We start from the raw sequence: 15110 nt of genomic DNA on the forward strand, positions 1-15110 counted from the left end.
TCCGGCACGGGGGATCAGACGCCGCAGCTACGCTCAGTACGCTCATCGCGGTGGACCCGTCAGTACCCGGAGGTGGCCGATCGTGACCGTCCGTAGCTCCTTTGTCGTAGTGGCCAACCGCCTGCCCGTCGACGAGGTGAGCACACCCGAGGGGCGGCAGTGGCGGCGCAGCCCCGGCGGGCTGGTGACCGCCCTGCATCCGGTGCTGGCCGAGCACCAGGGCACATGGGTGGGGTGGGCCGGTGGCACCGGCGCCGCGCCCGAGCCGTTCGACCTGGAGGGCATCCGGCTGCACCCGGTGCCGCTGAGCGCCGAGGAACTGGAGCGCTACTACGAGGGCCAGTCGAACGCGACGATCTGGCCGCTCTACCACGACGCGGTGGAGACGCCCGCCTACAAGCGGCGCTGGCGCGAGGCGTACCGGTTGGTGAACGCCCGGTTCGCGGAGGCCGCGGCGGACGTGGCGGCCGAGGGCGCGACGGTCTGGGTGCAGGACTACCAGCTCCAGCTCGTGCCGGCGATGCTCCGCGAGCTGCGGCCGGACCTGCGGATCGGCTTCTTCCTGCACATCCCGTTCCCGCCGATCGAGCTGTTCATGCAGATGCCGTTCCGCACCGAGATCCTGCGTGGACTGCTCGGCGCGGACCTGGTCGGTTTCCAGCAGCGGCTGGCGGCCCAGAACTTCGTGCGGCTGGCCCGGCACCTGCTCGGCCTGCGCTACGAGGGCCAGATGATCCAGGTCGACGGCCGGCAGGTGAAGGCGGGCGCGTTCCCCATCTCCATCGACACCAGGGAGATGGAGCGGCTGGCCGAGGATCCGGCGATCCAGGCCCGGGCCAAGCAGATCCGCGAGGAGCTGGGCAACCCGAAGACGATCATCCTGGGTGTCGACCGGCTCGACTACACCAAGGGCATCGAACTCCGGCTGAAGGCCTTCCGGGAACTCCTCGCTGACGGAAAGTTGACAGTTCCGGACGCGGTTATGGTGCAGGTCGCCACGCCCAGCCGCGAGCGCGTGGAGCACTACCAGGCACTTCGGGTGAAGGTGGAACGCGAGGTTGGCCGGATCAATGGCGAATTCGGCCGGGTCGGCGTGCCTGCCGTGCATTATCTGCATCAGTCGTACAGTCGCTCCGAACTGGCCGCGATGTACGTCGCGGCCGACGTGATGATGGTGACCCCGCTGCGAGACGGAATGAATCTGGTGGCCAAGGAGTACGTCGCATCGCGCGCCGACCAGGGCGGCGCGCTCGTGCTCAGTGAGTTCGCCGGCGCCGCGACAGAGCTGCGCCAGGCGTTCCTGTGTAATCCGCACGACCCGGACGCGGTGAAGGACGCGTTGCTGCGGGCCGTGCATGTCGAAAAGCCCGAAGCCCGCCGCCGGATGCGCGTCATGCAGCGCCATCTGCGCAGTCACGACGTGGGCCACTGGGCCAAGTCGTTCCTCAGCGAGCTCGGCGTCCCCGATACGGAGGCCGCGTGACCTCGCCCGCCCCCGCCGCCCACGGCGGCGTGCTGGATCCCGCACTGCGTGCCGCCATCGGCCGTATCGCCCGGGTTCCGCAACTCCTGGTCGCCTGCGACTACGACGGCACGCTGGCGCCGATCGTGGAGGATCCCAGCAAGGCCGTGCCGCTGCCCGAGTCGGTGGCGGCCGTACGCGCGCTCGCCGCGCTGCCGCAGACGAGCGTCGCCGTCGTCTCCGGCCGCGCGCTGCGCGACCTGGCCACGCTCTCCCGGCTGCCCAGCGAGGTGCACCTCGTCGGCAGCCACGGCTCCGAGTTCGACATCGGTTTCGTCGAGCGGCTCACCCCCGAGCTGATCGCGGTCCGGCACCGGCTCCGCGAGGCGCTGCGCGAGATCGCCGCCGAGCACCCGGGCATCCGCCTGGAACGCAAGCCGGCCAGCGTCGCCGTGCACACCCGCGGTGTCGACCCGCACGTCGCCGCCCGGGCCGTCGAGGCGGTCCGCAACGGCCCCGCGACCTGGGAGGACGTGACAGTCACCCAGGGCAAGGAGGTCATCGAGCTGTCGGTGGTCGTCACCAACAAGGGCACTGCCGTCGACCAGCTCCGCACCCAGCTCGCCGCGAGCGCGGTCCTGTTCATCGGCGACGACGTCACCGACGAGAACGCCTTCGGCAACCTGACCGGTCCGGACGTCGGCATCAAGATCGGTCCCGGGGAGACCCGGGCCGACTACCGGGTGGCCGAGCCGATCGAGGCGGCCCGCGCGCTGGGGCTGCTGCTGGAGACGCGGCGGCACTGGCTGTTCGGCGAGCGGGCGGTGCCGATCGAGCGGCACTCGATGCTCGCCAACGGCCGTACGGTCGCGCTCGTCACGCCGGAAGCCAAGATCACCTGGCTGTGCCACCCGAAGCCGGACTCGGCGGCGATCTTCGCCGACCTGGTCGGCGGCAGCCCGGCCGGGCACTTCACCGTCGGGCCGGAGCGCGGCGGCATCCCGCTGGGCCAGCGCTACCGCAGCAACACCATGACCGTCGAGACCCGCTGGTCCGGCCTGACCGTGACCGACTGGCTCGACCTGCCGGTACGGGAGACCACGCCGGACGACCCCGCAGTGGTCAGCGGTGACTCGACACTGGTCCGGGTGCTCAGCGGCACCGGGCGGGCCCGCATCGAGTTCGCGCCGCGCCCCGAGTTCGGTCAGGTGGCGGTGCAGCTCCAGCCGCTCGACGACGGGCTGCTGGTGCTCGGCTCCAACGAGCCGGTCGCGCTGCACTCCCCCGGCGTCGAGTGGGAGGTCACCAACGACGCCGGGTACGAGACCGCGAAGGCGGTGGTCGACCTCTCGGCGGCCGGCGGCCAGGTGGTGCTGGAGCTGCGCTTCGGCACGCAGAGCCTGGAGCCGCACCGGCTGCCCCTGCACGAGCGGCAGGCCGCCGCCGAGCAGCCCTGGAAGGACTGGGTGGCCTCGCTGCGGCTGCCCGCCACCGCCCGGGACCTGGTCGCCCGCAGCGCGCTGACGCTGCGCGGGCTCTGCCACGAGCCGACCGGCTCGATCCTCGCCGCGGCCACCACGTCGCTGCCGGAGGAGCTGGGCGGTGTCCGCAACTGGGACTACCGCTACTGCTGGCTGCGGGACGCCGCGATGACCGCCCGCGCGCTTGTCGACCTCGGCTCGACCGAGGAGGCCGAAGGGCTGCTGCGCTGGATCGACGGCGTGGTCGAGCGCACCGGCGGGCACCCGGAACGGCTGCACCCGCTCTACACGGTGGACGGCTTCGAGCTGGGCGCCGAGGCGGTCATCGACACGCTGCCCGGCTACGCCGGCTCCCGGCCGGTACGGGTCGGCAACCTCGCCAACCACCAGCTCCAGCTCGACGTCTTCGGCCCGGTCGCGGACCTGATCGCGGCGGTGGCCGACGCCCGTGGCTCGATCCGCGACGACGAGTGGCGGGTGCTGGAGAACATGGTCGAGGCGGTACGCCGCCGCTGGCACGAGCCCGACCACGGCATCTGGGAGGCCCGTCTCCCCCCGCGGCACCACGTCTTCTCCAAGGTCATGCTCTGGATGACTGTGGACCGGGCGCTGCACGTCGTACGCCGGCACGGCGGCGAGGACCGGCCGGAGTGGGTCGAGCTGCGTGACCGGATCGCCTCGAACGTGCTGGAGCACGGCTGGCACCCGGAGGCCGAGGCGTACAGCGTCGCCTACGGCTACGAGGAGATGGACGCCTCGTCGCTGTGGATCGGCATCTCCGGGCTGCTCGCCGGGGACGACCCGCGCTTCCTCTCCACCGTCCTCAAGATCGAGGCGGAGCTGCGCAGCGGTCCGGTCGTCTACCGGTACCACTGGGACGACGGCCTGCCCGGCCGGGAGGGCGGCTTCCACATCTGCACGTCGTGGCTGATCGAGGCGTACCTGCGCACCGGCCGCCGCAGCGATGCCGAGGAGCTGTTCACCCAGATGGTCGACACGGCCGGGCCGACCGGGCTGCTGCCGGAGCAGTACGACCCGCTGGCCGAGCGCGGGCTGGGCAACCACCCGCAGGCGTACAGCCACCTCGGCCTGATCCGCTGCGCCCTGCTGCTGGAGAACATGCTCAAGCAGTGACCCGACGCGACGCCCCGGACGGCGGCGGGAGACCTCCCGGTCCCCCGCCGCCGTCCGCGTCCCACCCCGCCCCGCCCCGCCCCGCCCCGCCCCGCCCCGCCCCGCCCCGGCGATCTTGCACTTGCCGCCCGGGCGAAAGGGCCATAACGGGCATCGAGCGGCCACCAAGTGCAAGATCGGCGGGGTCGAGCGAGGGCGCGCGGGCGGGTCAGGCGAGGGTGGCGGGGGTCAGGGCGTGGACGACGTCGCCGACCACCACGATCGCGGGTGGGCGCAGCGCGGCGGTTTCCACGTCGGCGGCCACAGTGCCCAGGGTGGAGCGCAGAGTGCGCTGGGCGGCTGTGGTGCCCTCCTGGACGACCGCCGCGGGAGTGTCAGCCGGTCTGCCGTGCGCGATCAGGGTGGCGCTGATCGCGGCGAGGTTCTTCAGGCCCATCAGGATCACCAGCGTGCCGCGCAGCCCGGCCAGGGCGTCCCAGCGGACGAGCGACGCGGGCGCGTCGGGCGCGAGGTGCCCAGACACCACAGTGAACTCGTGCGCCACGCCCCGGTGGGTCACCGGCACGCCGGCCACCTCCGGCACCGCGATCGCGCTCGTCACGCCGGGCACGACGGTCACCGGCACGCCCGCCTCGGCGCAGGCCAGCAGTTCCTCGCCGCCACGCCCGAAGACGTACGGGTCGCCGCCCTTGAGCCGCACCACCATCTTGCCGGCCCGGGCCCGGTCGACCAGGATCCGGTTGATCTCCTCCTGGGCGCGCGACGGCCCGTACGGGATCTTGGAGGCGTCGACCAGCTCGACGTCCGGGCGCAGCTCGTCCAGGAGCAGGCCGGGCACGAGCCGGTCGGCGACGACCACCTCGGCCTCGGTGAGCAGCCGCCACCCCTTCACGGTGATCAGCTCCGGGTCGCCCGGCCCGGCGCCGACGAGCGCGACGCGCCCGCCGGTGTTAAGAGGGGCCCCTTCCTCTACCTGAGGCGTTAATAGGGGGCCCTTCCTTCCGAGCAGGGCGCGGATGGCGTCGCGGGTCGCCATCGCTCGGCGGGGGTCGCCGCCGCCGAGGACCGCCACGGTGACCGGGCCGTGCCGGGTCACCGCCGGGGTCCACGCGCTGGCAGCCGTCCGGTCGTCGGCGCGGACGCAGAAGATCCGCCGCTCGGCCGCGGCGGCACTCACGGCAGCGGCGGCGGCCCGGTCGTCCACCGCCACCTGGACCAGCCACGCGCCGTCCAGGTCGCCGGGGACGAACCGGCGTGGCTCCCAGCGCAGCCGCCCGGCGTCGACGTGCGCGCGCAGCGCCGGGGTCAGTTCGGGTGACACCAGCAGCACGTCCGCGCCGGCGTCGAGCAGCGCGGGCACCCGCCGGGTGGCGACCGCTCCCCCGCCCACGACCACCACGCGCCGCCCGCCCAGCCGCAACCCCAGGGGGTACGGGCTCGGCGGCGTCGGCCCGGCCGGCTCGGTCACTTCTCCGCCACCCCGGCGGAGTCGAACGTCGCCACCTCGTGCAGTACCCGGACCGCACCGGTGACCACGGGCAGGGCGAGCAGTGCCCCGGTGCCCTCGCCGAGCCGCAGTCCCAGGTCGATCAGCGGCTCCAGGCCGAGGTGCCGCAGCGCCGCCGTGGCGCCCGGCTCGGCGCTGCGGTGCCCGGCGACCATGGCGCCCACCGCGTCCGGCGCGAACGCGGCGGCGGCGAGTGCGGCGCTCACCGCGATCACGCCGTCGAGCAGCACCGGCACCCGGCGGGCGGCGGCGCCGAGGATCAGGCCGGTCAACGCGGCGTGCTCCAGCCCGCCGACTGTGGCCAGCACGCCCAGCGGGTCGGCCGGGTCGGGCTCGTGCCGGGCCAGCGCGGCCCGCACCACCGCCACCTTGCGGGTGTACGTCTCGTCGTCGACCCCGGTGCCCCGGCCGGTGGCCGCCTCCGCGTCCACGCCGGAGAACGCGGCGACGAGCGTGGCGGACGGGGTGGTGTTGCCGATGCCCATGTCGCCGGTGAGCAGGATGCCCGCCCCGGCGTCGATCAGTTCGCCGGCGACCCGGATGCCGGTCTCGACGGCCACGCGGGCCTCGTCCCGGGTCAGCGCGGCGGTGACCGTCATGTCGCGGGTGCCGGGGCGTACGTTGGCGGCCACCAGGCGCGGCCCGGCCGGGTCACCGGGCTCCTCGGCGCCGGGGATCGGGGTGGCCACGCCGACGTCCACCACGGTGACCGAGGCGCCGGCCTGGCGGGCGAACGCGTTGACCACCGCGCCGCCGGCGAGGAAGTTGGCGATCATCTGGGCGGTGACCTCCTGCGGCCACGGGGTCACACCCTGGGCGTGCACGCCGTGGTCACCGGCGAAGATCGCCACCGCGGCCGGCTCGGGCAGCGGCGGCGGGCAGGCGCCGGCCAGTCCGGCGAGGCGTACCGAGAGCGGCTCCAGGGCGCCGAGCGAGCCGGCGGGCTTGGTCAGCCGCCCCTGCAACTCGCGGGCCGCCGCCATGGCGGCCTCGTCCAGCGGCCGGATCGCCGCGACTGTGGACTCCAGCATCATGCCTCCAGGATCCGTGCCAGCGTCTCGATGAACGCGTCGGTGGTGCCCCGGTCGCGTACGGCGATCCGGAGCCAGTCCGGGCCGAGCCCGGGGAACGTGTCGCCCCGGCGTACCGCCCAGCCGTGCGCGCGCAGCCGCTCGCGTACCTCGGCGGCGCCCGCGGTGTGGATCAGGACGAAGGCGGCGGCCGGGCGGCCCGCCACGCGTACCCCCGGCAGGCCGGACAGGCGGGCCACCAGGTGGTCGCGGTCGGCGGCGAGTTCGGCGGCGATGGCGCGTTCGGCGGCGACGGCGGCCGGCGCGGCGCAGGCGGTGGCGGCGGCGAGCGCCGGGGTGGAGACCGCCCAGAGCGGCTGCGCGGCGGCGAACCGGGCCAGCAGCGCGGCGTCGCCGAGCAGGTAGCCGATCCGCAGTCCGGCCAGGCCCCAGGTCTTGGTGAGGCTGCGCACCACCACGAGGCCGGGCAGGTCGCGGCGGGCGGCGAGCGACTCGGGCTCGCCGTCGACGCCGGGTGTGGCGGTGGTGTCGGCGAACGCCTCGTCGACCACGAGCACCCGGCCGGGCCGGGCCAGTGCGGCGATCGTGTCCGCCGGGTGCAGGACCGAGGTGGGGTTCGTGGGGTTGCCGATCATGACCAGGTCGGCGTCGTCCGGGACGCGGGCCGGGTCGAGGCGGAAGCCGTCGGCCGGGTCGAGCAGAACGCGGTCCACCCGGTGCCCGGCGGCGCACAGCGCGGCCTCCGGCTCGGTGAACTGCGGGTGCACCACCACGGGGTGGCGGACGCCGGACAGCGCGCGGGCGATCAGGACGAAACCCTCGGCGGCGCCGGCGGTGAGGAGTACCTCCTCCGGGGGACGCCCGTACCGGTGAGCGACGGCGGCGCGGGCCGGCGCCGGGTCCGGGTACGCGGCCAGGTCGCCCAGCGCGGCGGTGATCGGGTCGGCCAGCCAGTCCGGCATCGGGGCGCGGCGCACGTTCACCGCCAGGTCCACCAGGCCGGGAGTGGCCTCGGCGTCCCCGTGGTGGCCCAGGTCGGGCTCGTCGAGCGCGGCGGCGCTCCCGGTCGGTGCTGCGGGCATGTCCGCGATCCTGCCGGGTAGCCGCCGCCCGGGACAGCGCATCCCGGCGTGGGTCGCGTCACGGTCCGCCAGTTTATGAGTTCTTCTCATTTCCGAATCGGAAATGTCATAGCTTGACCCCGTGAGCAGTCGTCCCCTTGCTTCCGCTGGCCGTCTCGTTCCCCTTCTCCGTGCCGGGCTGATCGCCGGCATCGTGGTCGCCGCCGCCCTGTACCCGCTGGTCGCCGTCACCGGCATCGGGGCCAAGGCCACCGCGCACGCGATCGAACAGAAGACGAACATCCTCAAGACCGCGCTGCCGGCCGAGACCTCGTACGTCTACGCGCCGGACGGCAAGACCGTGCTGACGATGTTCTACGAGGAGTACCGGCAGTACACCAAGATCGAGAAAATGTCGCCGAACATCCAGCAGGCGATCGTCGCCGCCGAGGACAACCGCTTCTACCAGCACCGCGGCGTCGACCCGAAGGGCGTGGCGCGTGCTTTCGTGTCGAACGCCCGATCCGGCGGCGTCTCCCAGGGCGCCTCGACGATCACCATGCAGTACGTGCGGATGGCGCTGCGGGACAGCGCGACCACACCCAGGGAGGTCCAGGAGGCGACCCAGCAGACCAGCCTGCGCAAGGTCAGGGAGATGCGCATGGCGCTGGACATCGAGAAACACCTGAGCAAGGACCAGATCCTGGAGCGCTACCTCAACTCGGCCTACTTCGGTCACCGCGCGTACGGGATCTACGCCGCCTCGCAGATCTTCTTCTCCAAGACCCCGGCCACGCTCACCCCGGTCGAGGCGGCCACGCTGGCCGGGCTGGTGAAGTCGCCGTCGGAGTACGACCCGATCACCTCGGACCAGAAGGACGCCACCGGCCGGCGCAACTACGTGCTGGACAACATGGCCCGCCTCGGCTACCTGTCGCCGGACGCGGCCGCCGCGGCCAAGGGCCAGCCGATCAAGCTGAAGCTGACCACCCCGCCCAACGACTGCGCCGCGATCGACGGTGGGCACCGCAGCTGGGGCTTCTACTGCGACTACCTGAAGAACTGGTGGAGCTCGCAACCCGCGTTCGGCGAGAACCGGCTGGAACGGATGGACGAGCTGCGCCGCGGCGGCTACCGGATCGTGCTCGCGCTCGACCCGAAGACCCAGGCGGCGGCGGAGAAGAACGTCGGGGCCAAGGACAACACCGGCAGCCCGTTCGCCAACGGGATCGTGGTCGCCGAGCCCGGCACCGGGCGGATCAAGGCGATGGCGGTGAACCGCAACTATTCGCTGGACCTGGCCGAGAACCCGAACAGCTCGAACCCGGAGGCCGGCCCGAAGGTCAAGGCGAACTATCCGAACACGGTGGCGCCGCTGCTCGGCGGCGGGACGCTCCCTGGCTACCAGGCCGGTTCGACGTTCAAGATGTTCCCGATGCTCGCCGCGCTCAACGCCGGGATGCCGCTGTCCACCGCGTACGACTCGCCGCACACGTACAAGTCGGCCGTATACGACGGGTGGGCGCCGTCGAACGCCAGCGGCGCGATGACCGGCCGGCAGACCATGTGGTCCGGGTTCGGCAAGTCGGTGAACACCTACTTCGTCCAGCTGGAGGAGAAGATCGGCGCGGATGCCGGCGTGCGCCTGGCCGAGCAGTTGGGGCTGCGCTGGCGTACCGACGTGGACAAGGAGCAGGCGTCGCCGGGGAAGGCGAAGAAGTGGGGCGCGTTCACGCTCGGCGTCTCCGACGCCACCCCGCTGGAGATGGCGAACGCGTACGCCGCCATCGCCGCCGACGGCCGCTACTGCGAGGCCATCCCGGTCAACGCGATCATGAACCGGGACGGCACGCCCGCCACGTACACCACGGCGGGCGGGGTGCAACGGGAGGTCGCCAAGCCCCGGTGCCGGCAGGTGGTGAACGCCGACGCGGCCCGGGCCGCCACCGACGCGGCGCGCTGCCCGACCGGCGACACCCCGGCCAAGGGGAGCTGCGGCGGCTGGTCGACCGCCGACAGCGTGCGGGGTACGGTCGGCCGCCCGGTCGCCGGCAAGACGGGTACGACCGACAGCACCCGGTCGGCGTGGTTCGTCGGCTACACGCCGGAACTGGCGGCGGCGAGCTTCATCGCCGATCCGGACAACCCGTTCAACGCGGTGGGTGACGGGCAGGCCCAGATTCCGGTAAACGCGGTGGCGCAGACCTTGCGGGATTCCCTGAAGGGCCAGCCCACCCGCCAGTTCACCCCACCCTCGGACCAGATAGTCGGCTGACCCCTCTGTTCCGCCCGGGGGTGCGCCCGGGTAGTTGATCAAGGAGTTTGCGTCAGGGATCGCCCGATCCGCCGACGCGAACTCCTTGATCGACGTTGGGGCCGAGGGCGGTCAGCGGAGGTCGGCGGCGACGAAGGACCACAGTTCCAGGTCGACCCGGGCGCCGCGGACGAAACCGGCGTTGCGCAACAGGCCCTCGTAGCTGAAGCCGACGACCCGCTGGTCCTCCCGGCGGACCACCGCCCAGTGGTCACCGTCGCCGCTGTCGCGTCGCTGCCGGGCCAGCTCGGTGCACCACGCCCGCCCGTCGATCTGCCCGGACGCGTCGGCCAGCGGCAGCCAGCGCTGCGTCTGCCGGTCGGCGAACACCTCGTCCACCGCCTCCGCGTCGGCGGCGACGAGATGCCGCACCTCGATGCGGGGGGTTGAGACGGTGAGCGCCGGGAACCGGCGTACCGCCACCTGCCCGATCACGCCGGTGCCCCCACCGGCGCCAGCGCGGCGGCCACCAGCCGGGCCGCGATGTCCGGATGCGCGGCCCAGTGCGGCACGAGCTGCGAGGCGTGCACCGCCTGCCGGACGAAGCCCTCCGGGTTGCCGCCCTCCCACCGCCAGGCCGGACGGTCACCGGCGCGCGGCGTGAGCACTGCGGCGTGCTGCTTGTGCCCGGTCACCGTGGTGCCGGCCGCCGCCACCACGCTGTCGGTGACCGCAGTGGCCGTGCGGTAACCGACCACCAGGCCGTCCCTGACCGTGCCGACCGCGTCGAGCACCCCGCACATGGGCAGGCCGTCCAGCTCCCGGGCCAGCCAGAGCAGGCCGGCCCCCTCGGCGATCACCGGGCGGCCGGAACGGGCCAGCTCGGCCACCGCGATGCAGAGGCGGCGGTTGGCGGAGAGCTGCTCCGCGTACGTCTCGGGCAGCCCGCCGCCGACGACGAGCGCGCGGGCCCCGGCGGGCAGCGCCTCGTCGCGCAGCGGGTCGAGCGTGACCACCTCGGCACCGGCGGCGCGCAGCAGCTCGGCCGTCTCGGGATGGCTGTAGGCGCCGGCCGGTCCGCCGGCCAGCGCCACCACCGGCCGCTCCCCCGACGGCTGCGGGGCGTCGGCCGGCTCCGGCGACCACGGCTCGACGGTGAGCGCGGGGGCGGAGCGGGCCAGCGCCAGCAGCCGGTCGAGGTCGACGGTGGCGGCCACAGCCTCACCGAGCCGGCGTACGCCACGTTCGGCGTCGGCGTCGGCACGCACCACGGGCCCGGTGCCGTACCGGCGGGCGGGCAGCACCGGAGGCAGCTCGTGCCGGCGCAGTGCCCCGTAGACCCGCACGCCGACGTCGTCGAGCGCCTCGCGCAGCAGCGCCTCGTGCCGGGGCGAGGCCACCCGGTTGAGGATCACGCCGCCCAGCCACAGCTCGTCGTCGTACGCCCGGAAGCCGTGCACCAGCGCGGCCACCGACTGGCCCATCGCGGCCACGTCCACGACCAGCACCACCGGGCTGCGCAGCGCGGTGGCGACGGCCGCCGTGGACTCGCTCTCCGGACGCCCGGCGACCGAGTCGTAGAGGCCCATCGTGCCCTGCACCAGCGCGAACCCGGCGTCGGCCGCGCCGTACGTGAAAAGGGGGGCGATCCGCTCCGGGCCGGCCAGTCTCGGGTCCAGCGTGCGCCCGGCGCGCCCCGCGGCGAGCCCCAGGTACGCCGCGTCCACCTGGTCCGGCCCGACCTTGAACCCGGCCACCGGGATCCCCCGGTCGGTGAGCGCCGCGAGCAGGCCGAGGGAGACGGCGCCGGTGCCGTGCCCCGAGGAGGGCGCACTCAGCACGACGCGCGGCACGTCGGTCATCATCGACTCCTGATGTGGGTGGTTTCCGCCCGCGTGACCATACCCGTCCGGCCCGGCACGCGAGGGGCGCGCACACCGCCGTTTTCGCCCTGGCAGCGGCGAGTGGCATCGCTCATACGGGTAGCCTTGGCCAACGTGTACCGGTTCCTGCTGACCCCGCGCTGGCTCGGCTACCTCGCGCTCACGCTCGTCGCCGCCACGGTGATGGTGTTCCTGGGCAACTGGCAGCTGGACCGCTACCGGGGCCGGACGGCGGTCAACGAGCGCATCGACGCCGGCGCCACCATGACGCCCGCGCCGCTGCGCGACGCGCTCCCGGCGCCCAGCAGCGGCGACGTCGGCCCCCCGCCGTCCGAGGAGCTCACCTGGAGCCGGGTCACCGCCACCGGCCGGTACGACAGCGCGAACACCGTCCTGATCCGCGGCCGGACCCTCGACCGGACGGTCGGGTTCGAGGTGCTCACCCCGCTGGTGCTGGCCGACGGCAGCGCGGTGCTCGTCGACCGCGGCTGGATCCCGCCCGTGCCGGGCGCCGGCGCGACCGTCCAGCCGCAGGTGCCGGCGGCGCCGACCGGCGAGGTGACTGTCACCGGCCGGGTGGTCGGCAGCGAGAGCGGCGGCGGCGCGGTCAGCCGGCGCGACGGCAAGCTGGAGGCCCGGCGGATCGACATCCCCCGCCTCGCCGAGCAGCTCCCCTACCCGGTCACCGGCGGCTACGTGCTGCTCGACGGACAGACGCCGGCCGCCGACCCGGCCTTCCAGGCCGTCCACATCGGGCACACCAACAACTGGCAGAACTTCGGCTACGTGTGGCAGTGGTGGATCTTCGCGGTGATGAGCCTGTTCGGCTACGGCTGGGTGGCGCGCCGGGAGGCCCGCCGCCGGGCCGGGCTGGACGCCCCGGGCGAGCCGGTGGACCGCGCCGCCGAGCCGGCCGCCCCCACCTCCGCCTGAGTGAGCCGCAGCGGGCACGGTCCGCCTCGTCGATCCTCGGCACAGGCACCCGTTACTCACCGTAGCCGCCGTTGGGAAAGAAACTCCTCACGACCGATATGACTCAGCGGCATAATTATGCCTCTGAGTCATATCGGTTCTGCGCGATGAGGTTCCGTGCGGGAACCGGCCGTGGATCCGGCGGCACACCGGGCGGCGGGGACGTTGGTAGGGGCCGCGGATGATCGTCGATCGTGGGGGTCGCGGTGACCTCTGACGCCACGACGCCCCCGGCCGCCGAGCCACCCGCGTACGACCCCTGGTCCGCCATGCCCCCGGCCGTCGCGCCGCCCACCGAGCAGTTCCCGGCCGCGCCGCAGTTCGCCGCGCCGCCGGTGCCGCCCGCGCAGTCGGCGGTGGCGGTGCAGATCGCCGAGATCATGGTGACGCCGCCGGTCATCCGTACCCCGGCCGGTGTCCTGCCGCTCGCCGGCGCCTCCTGGTACGTGACCGACTGCTGGCAGAAGGAGGAGAAGATCGCGCCGTGGGCCGTCGTCGCCGCGATCCTCGGCTTCTTCTGCCTGACCGTGTTCAGCCTCCTGTTCCTGCTGATCAAGGAGACGCGGCACTACGGCACCGTGCAGGTGACGGTGAGCAGCGGCGGGCACCAGTACGTCGCGCGGATCCCGGTGACCGACCAGTTCCAGGTGCAGCAGCTCAACAACCAGGTCAACTACGCCCGGTCGCTGTCGGCCGGCTGAGCCGTCAGCCGGTGACCCGGCCGGCGTGGATGGCGCGGACCGCATCGATGGTGTCCGCCTCGGCGGCGGTCTTGTCGTCGCGGTAGCGCAGCACGCGGGCGAAGCGCAGCGCCATGCCGCCCGGGTAGCGGCTGCTGGTCTGCACCCCGTCGAACGCGATCTCGACCACCTGCTCCGGCCGGACCCGCACCACCCAGTCGCCCTTCTCCACGGCGAGCGACAGGAACCGCTCGGTCTGCCAGCGCAGCAGCTCGTCGGTGAGCCCCTTGAACGTCTTGCCGAGCATGACGAATTGGCCGGTGCGCGGATCGCGCGCGCCGAGGTGCAGGTTGGACAGCCAGCCCTCCCGCCGGCCGCTGCCCCACTCGACCGCGAGGACCACCAGGTCAAGCGTGTGCCGCGGCTTGACCTTGACCCAGGCCGAGCCGCGCCGGCCGGCGTCGTAGGGCGCGGCCGGATCCTTGACCACCACGCCCTCCTGGCCGGCGTCGACCGCCGCGGCGAACGCCGCGGCCGCCTGGTCCACGTCGTCCACCTCGACCCGGTCGACGAGCAGCGACGTGTCGACCGCACCGGCCAGGGCCGACCACCGCTCCCGCCCGGGCGCGTCGATCAGGTCGGTGCCGTCGAGGTGCAGCAGGTCGAAGAAGTACGGCGTGAGCACCGGTTCGCCGGTGCGCTCGGCGGCGGCCAGCACGGCGGGCGCGACCGGCGCCTGCCCGGTGGTGCTGGGCGTGGTGCGCCGGGCCGCCCGGCTGGACGTCTCCTGGAACGGCAGCGGCCGGCCGGCGGCGTCGAGCCCGATCGCCTCGCCGTCGAGCACCAGCTCGCGGGCGGGCAGCGCACGGACGGCGGCCACCACCTGGGGCAGCCGGCCGGTGATCTCGTCCAGACTGCGGGTGAAGACCGCGATGTCCGGGCCGGAGCGGTGCACCTGGATGCGGATGCCGTCGAGCTTGACGTCGACCACGGCCGGCACGCCGGTGGCGGTGAGCGCCTCGTCGACCGTAGGCGCGCTCTGCGCCAGCATCGGCGCGAGCGGCCGGCCCACCTGGAGCCCGAACCCGGCGAGCGCGGCGGCGCCGCCGGTGAGCGCCGCGACCGCCACCGCCCGCAGGTCACCGGCGAGCAACAGGGCCCGCCGAACGGCCGTGACCGAGACGTCGGCGGCCCGCGCGACCGCGTCGGCCAGCAGCCCGGCCTGCGCGCCCTGGCGCAGCTCACCCCGGAACAGGCCGGTCAGCAGGCGCTGCTCGTCGGCGGTGGCGGCGGCGAAGAGACGGCCGACCAGCTCCCGTCGCCGGGCCTGCGAACCGGCCCCGGCGACGCGGGAGATCTCCTCGATCGCCGCGTCGACGGCGGCGACTGTCAGCGTGGGCTCGGCGGCCGGCGGGGGCAGGTCACGCAGGCCCGCCCAGCCGACGCCGGTCTGACGCTGGCGCAGCTCACCGGCGAGGTAGCCGGCGCCGGCCGGGATCTCGCCCGGCTCCAGCCCGCGCAGCGCGGCGGCCAGCAGCTCCACCTTGGCCCGTCGGCCACTGGTGGCCCCGACCGCGGCCGAGGTGGCCGCCAGCTCCGCGAAACGCACGCCCACATCCTGCCAGCCGCATGTGACATCGGGGTG

11 protein-coding genes are annotated in these 15110 nt (G+C 73.9%); 5 read left to right on the forward strand and 6 right to left on the reverse strand.

Annotated features, from left to right (window positions below; all coding sequences use genetic code 11):
* The first annotated feature begins 82 nt into the window (after positions 1-82).
* Both KSK32_RS05140 and otsB read left to right on the forward strand, forming a co-directional pair.
* Positions 83-1483 carry a trehalose-6-phosphate synthase gene (locus KSK32_RS05140; RefSeq protein WP_216928973.1) on the forward strand — a complete coding sequence of 467 codons (1401 nt, stop codon included), beginning with the start codon at positions 83-85 and terminating at the stop codon, positions 1481-1483.
* Positions 1480-4077 carry a trehalose-phosphatase gene (gene otsB, locus KSK32_RS05145; RefSeq protein WP_216928975.1) on the forward strand — a complete coding sequence of 866 codons (2598 nt, stop codon included), beginning with the start codon at positions 1480-1482 and terminating at the stop codon, positions 4075-4077. The genes KSK32_RS05140 and otsB overlap by 4 nt, the downstream gene beginning before the upstream one ends.
* Before the next feature lie 208 nt (positions 4078-4285).
* Here otsB and cobA read toward each other — a convergent pair whose 3' ends face one another.
* Genes cobA through cobC form a run of 3 tightly spaced genes read right to left on the reverse strand, consistent with a single transcriptional unit; the run spans position 4286 to position 7697 of the window.
* Entirely contained in the window at positions 4286-5545 is a 1260-nt protein-coding gene (cobA, locus tag KSK32_RS05150) for a uroporphyrinogen-III C-methyltransferase (protein WP_216928977.1), read from the reverse strand.
* Positions 5542-6615 carry a nicotinate-nucleotide--dimethylbenzimidazole phosphoribosyltransferase gene (gene cobT, locus KSK32_RS05155; protein WP_216935825.1) on the reverse strand — a complete coding sequence of 358 codons (1074 nt, stop codon included), beginning with the start codon at positions 6613-6615 and terminating at the stop codon, positions 5542-5544. The genes cobA and cobT overlap by 4 nt, the downstream gene beginning before the upstream one ends.
* Entirely contained in the window at positions 6615-7697 is a 1083-nt protein-coding gene (gene cobC / locus KSK32_RS05160; RefSeq protein WP_216928979.1) for an Rv2231c family pyridoxal phosphate-dependent protein CobC, read from the reverse strand. Before cobC ends, cobT begins: the two co-directional genes overlap by 1 nt.
* A gap of 121 nt (positions 7698-7818) precedes the next feature.
* Between cobC and KSK32_RS05165 the strand changes: the two genes are divergently transcribed.
* Complete coding sequence (locus KSK32_RS05165; protein WP_216928981.1) at positions 7819-9951, forward strand: transglycosylase domain-containing protein; 2133 nt, start codon at positions 7819-7821, stop codon at positions 9949-9951.
* Between the two features lie 111 nt (positions 9952-10062).
* Here KSK32_RS05165 and KSK32_RS05170 read toward each other — a convergent pair whose 3' ends face one another.
* Complete coding sequence (locus tag KSK32_RS05170; protein ID WP_216928983.1) at positions 10063-10425, reverse strand: GNAT family N-acetyltransferase; 363 nt, start codon at positions 10423-10425, stop codon at positions 10063-10065.
* Positions 10422-11792, reverse strand: a complete 1371-nt coding sequence (locus KSK32_RS05175; RefSeq protein ID WP_216928991.1) for a cobyrinate a,c-diamide synthase — start codon at positions 11790-11792, stop codon at positions 10422-10424. The genes KSK32_RS05170 and KSK32_RS05175 overlap by 4 nt, the downstream gene beginning before the upstream one ends.
* Positions 11793-11927: 135 nt before the next feature.
* Between KSK32_RS05175 and KSK32_RS05180 the strand changes: the two genes are divergently transcribed.
* Both KSK32_RS05180 and KSK32_RS05185 read left to right on the forward strand, forming a co-directional pair.
* Entirely contained in the window at positions 11928-12746 is an 819-nt protein-coding gene (locus KSK32_RS05180) for an SURF1 family protein (protein WP_216928993.1), read from the forward strand.
* A gap of 245 nt (positions 12747-12991) precedes the next feature.
* Positions 12992-13486: a hypothetical protein gene (locus tag KSK32_RS05185; protein WP_216928995.1), complete on the forward strand. Its 495-nt coding sequence runs from the start codon at positions 12992-12994 to the stop codon at positions 13484-13486.
* A 4-nt stretch (positions 13487-13490) separates the two neighbouring features.
* Here KSK32_RS05185 and KSK32_RS05190 read toward each other — a convergent pair whose 3' ends face one another.
* Entirely contained in the window at positions 13491-15074 is a 1584-nt protein-coding gene (locus tag KSK32_RS05190; RefSeq protein WP_216928997.1) for an ATP-dependent DNA ligase, read from the reverse strand.
* Positions 15075-15110 lie beyond the last annotated feature (36 nt).

Source organism: Micromonospora sp. WMMB482, assembly GCF_019038635.1.
Lineage (GTDB): Bacteria > Actinomycetota > Actinomycetes > Mycobacteriales > Micromonosporaceae > Micromonospora > Micromonospora marina.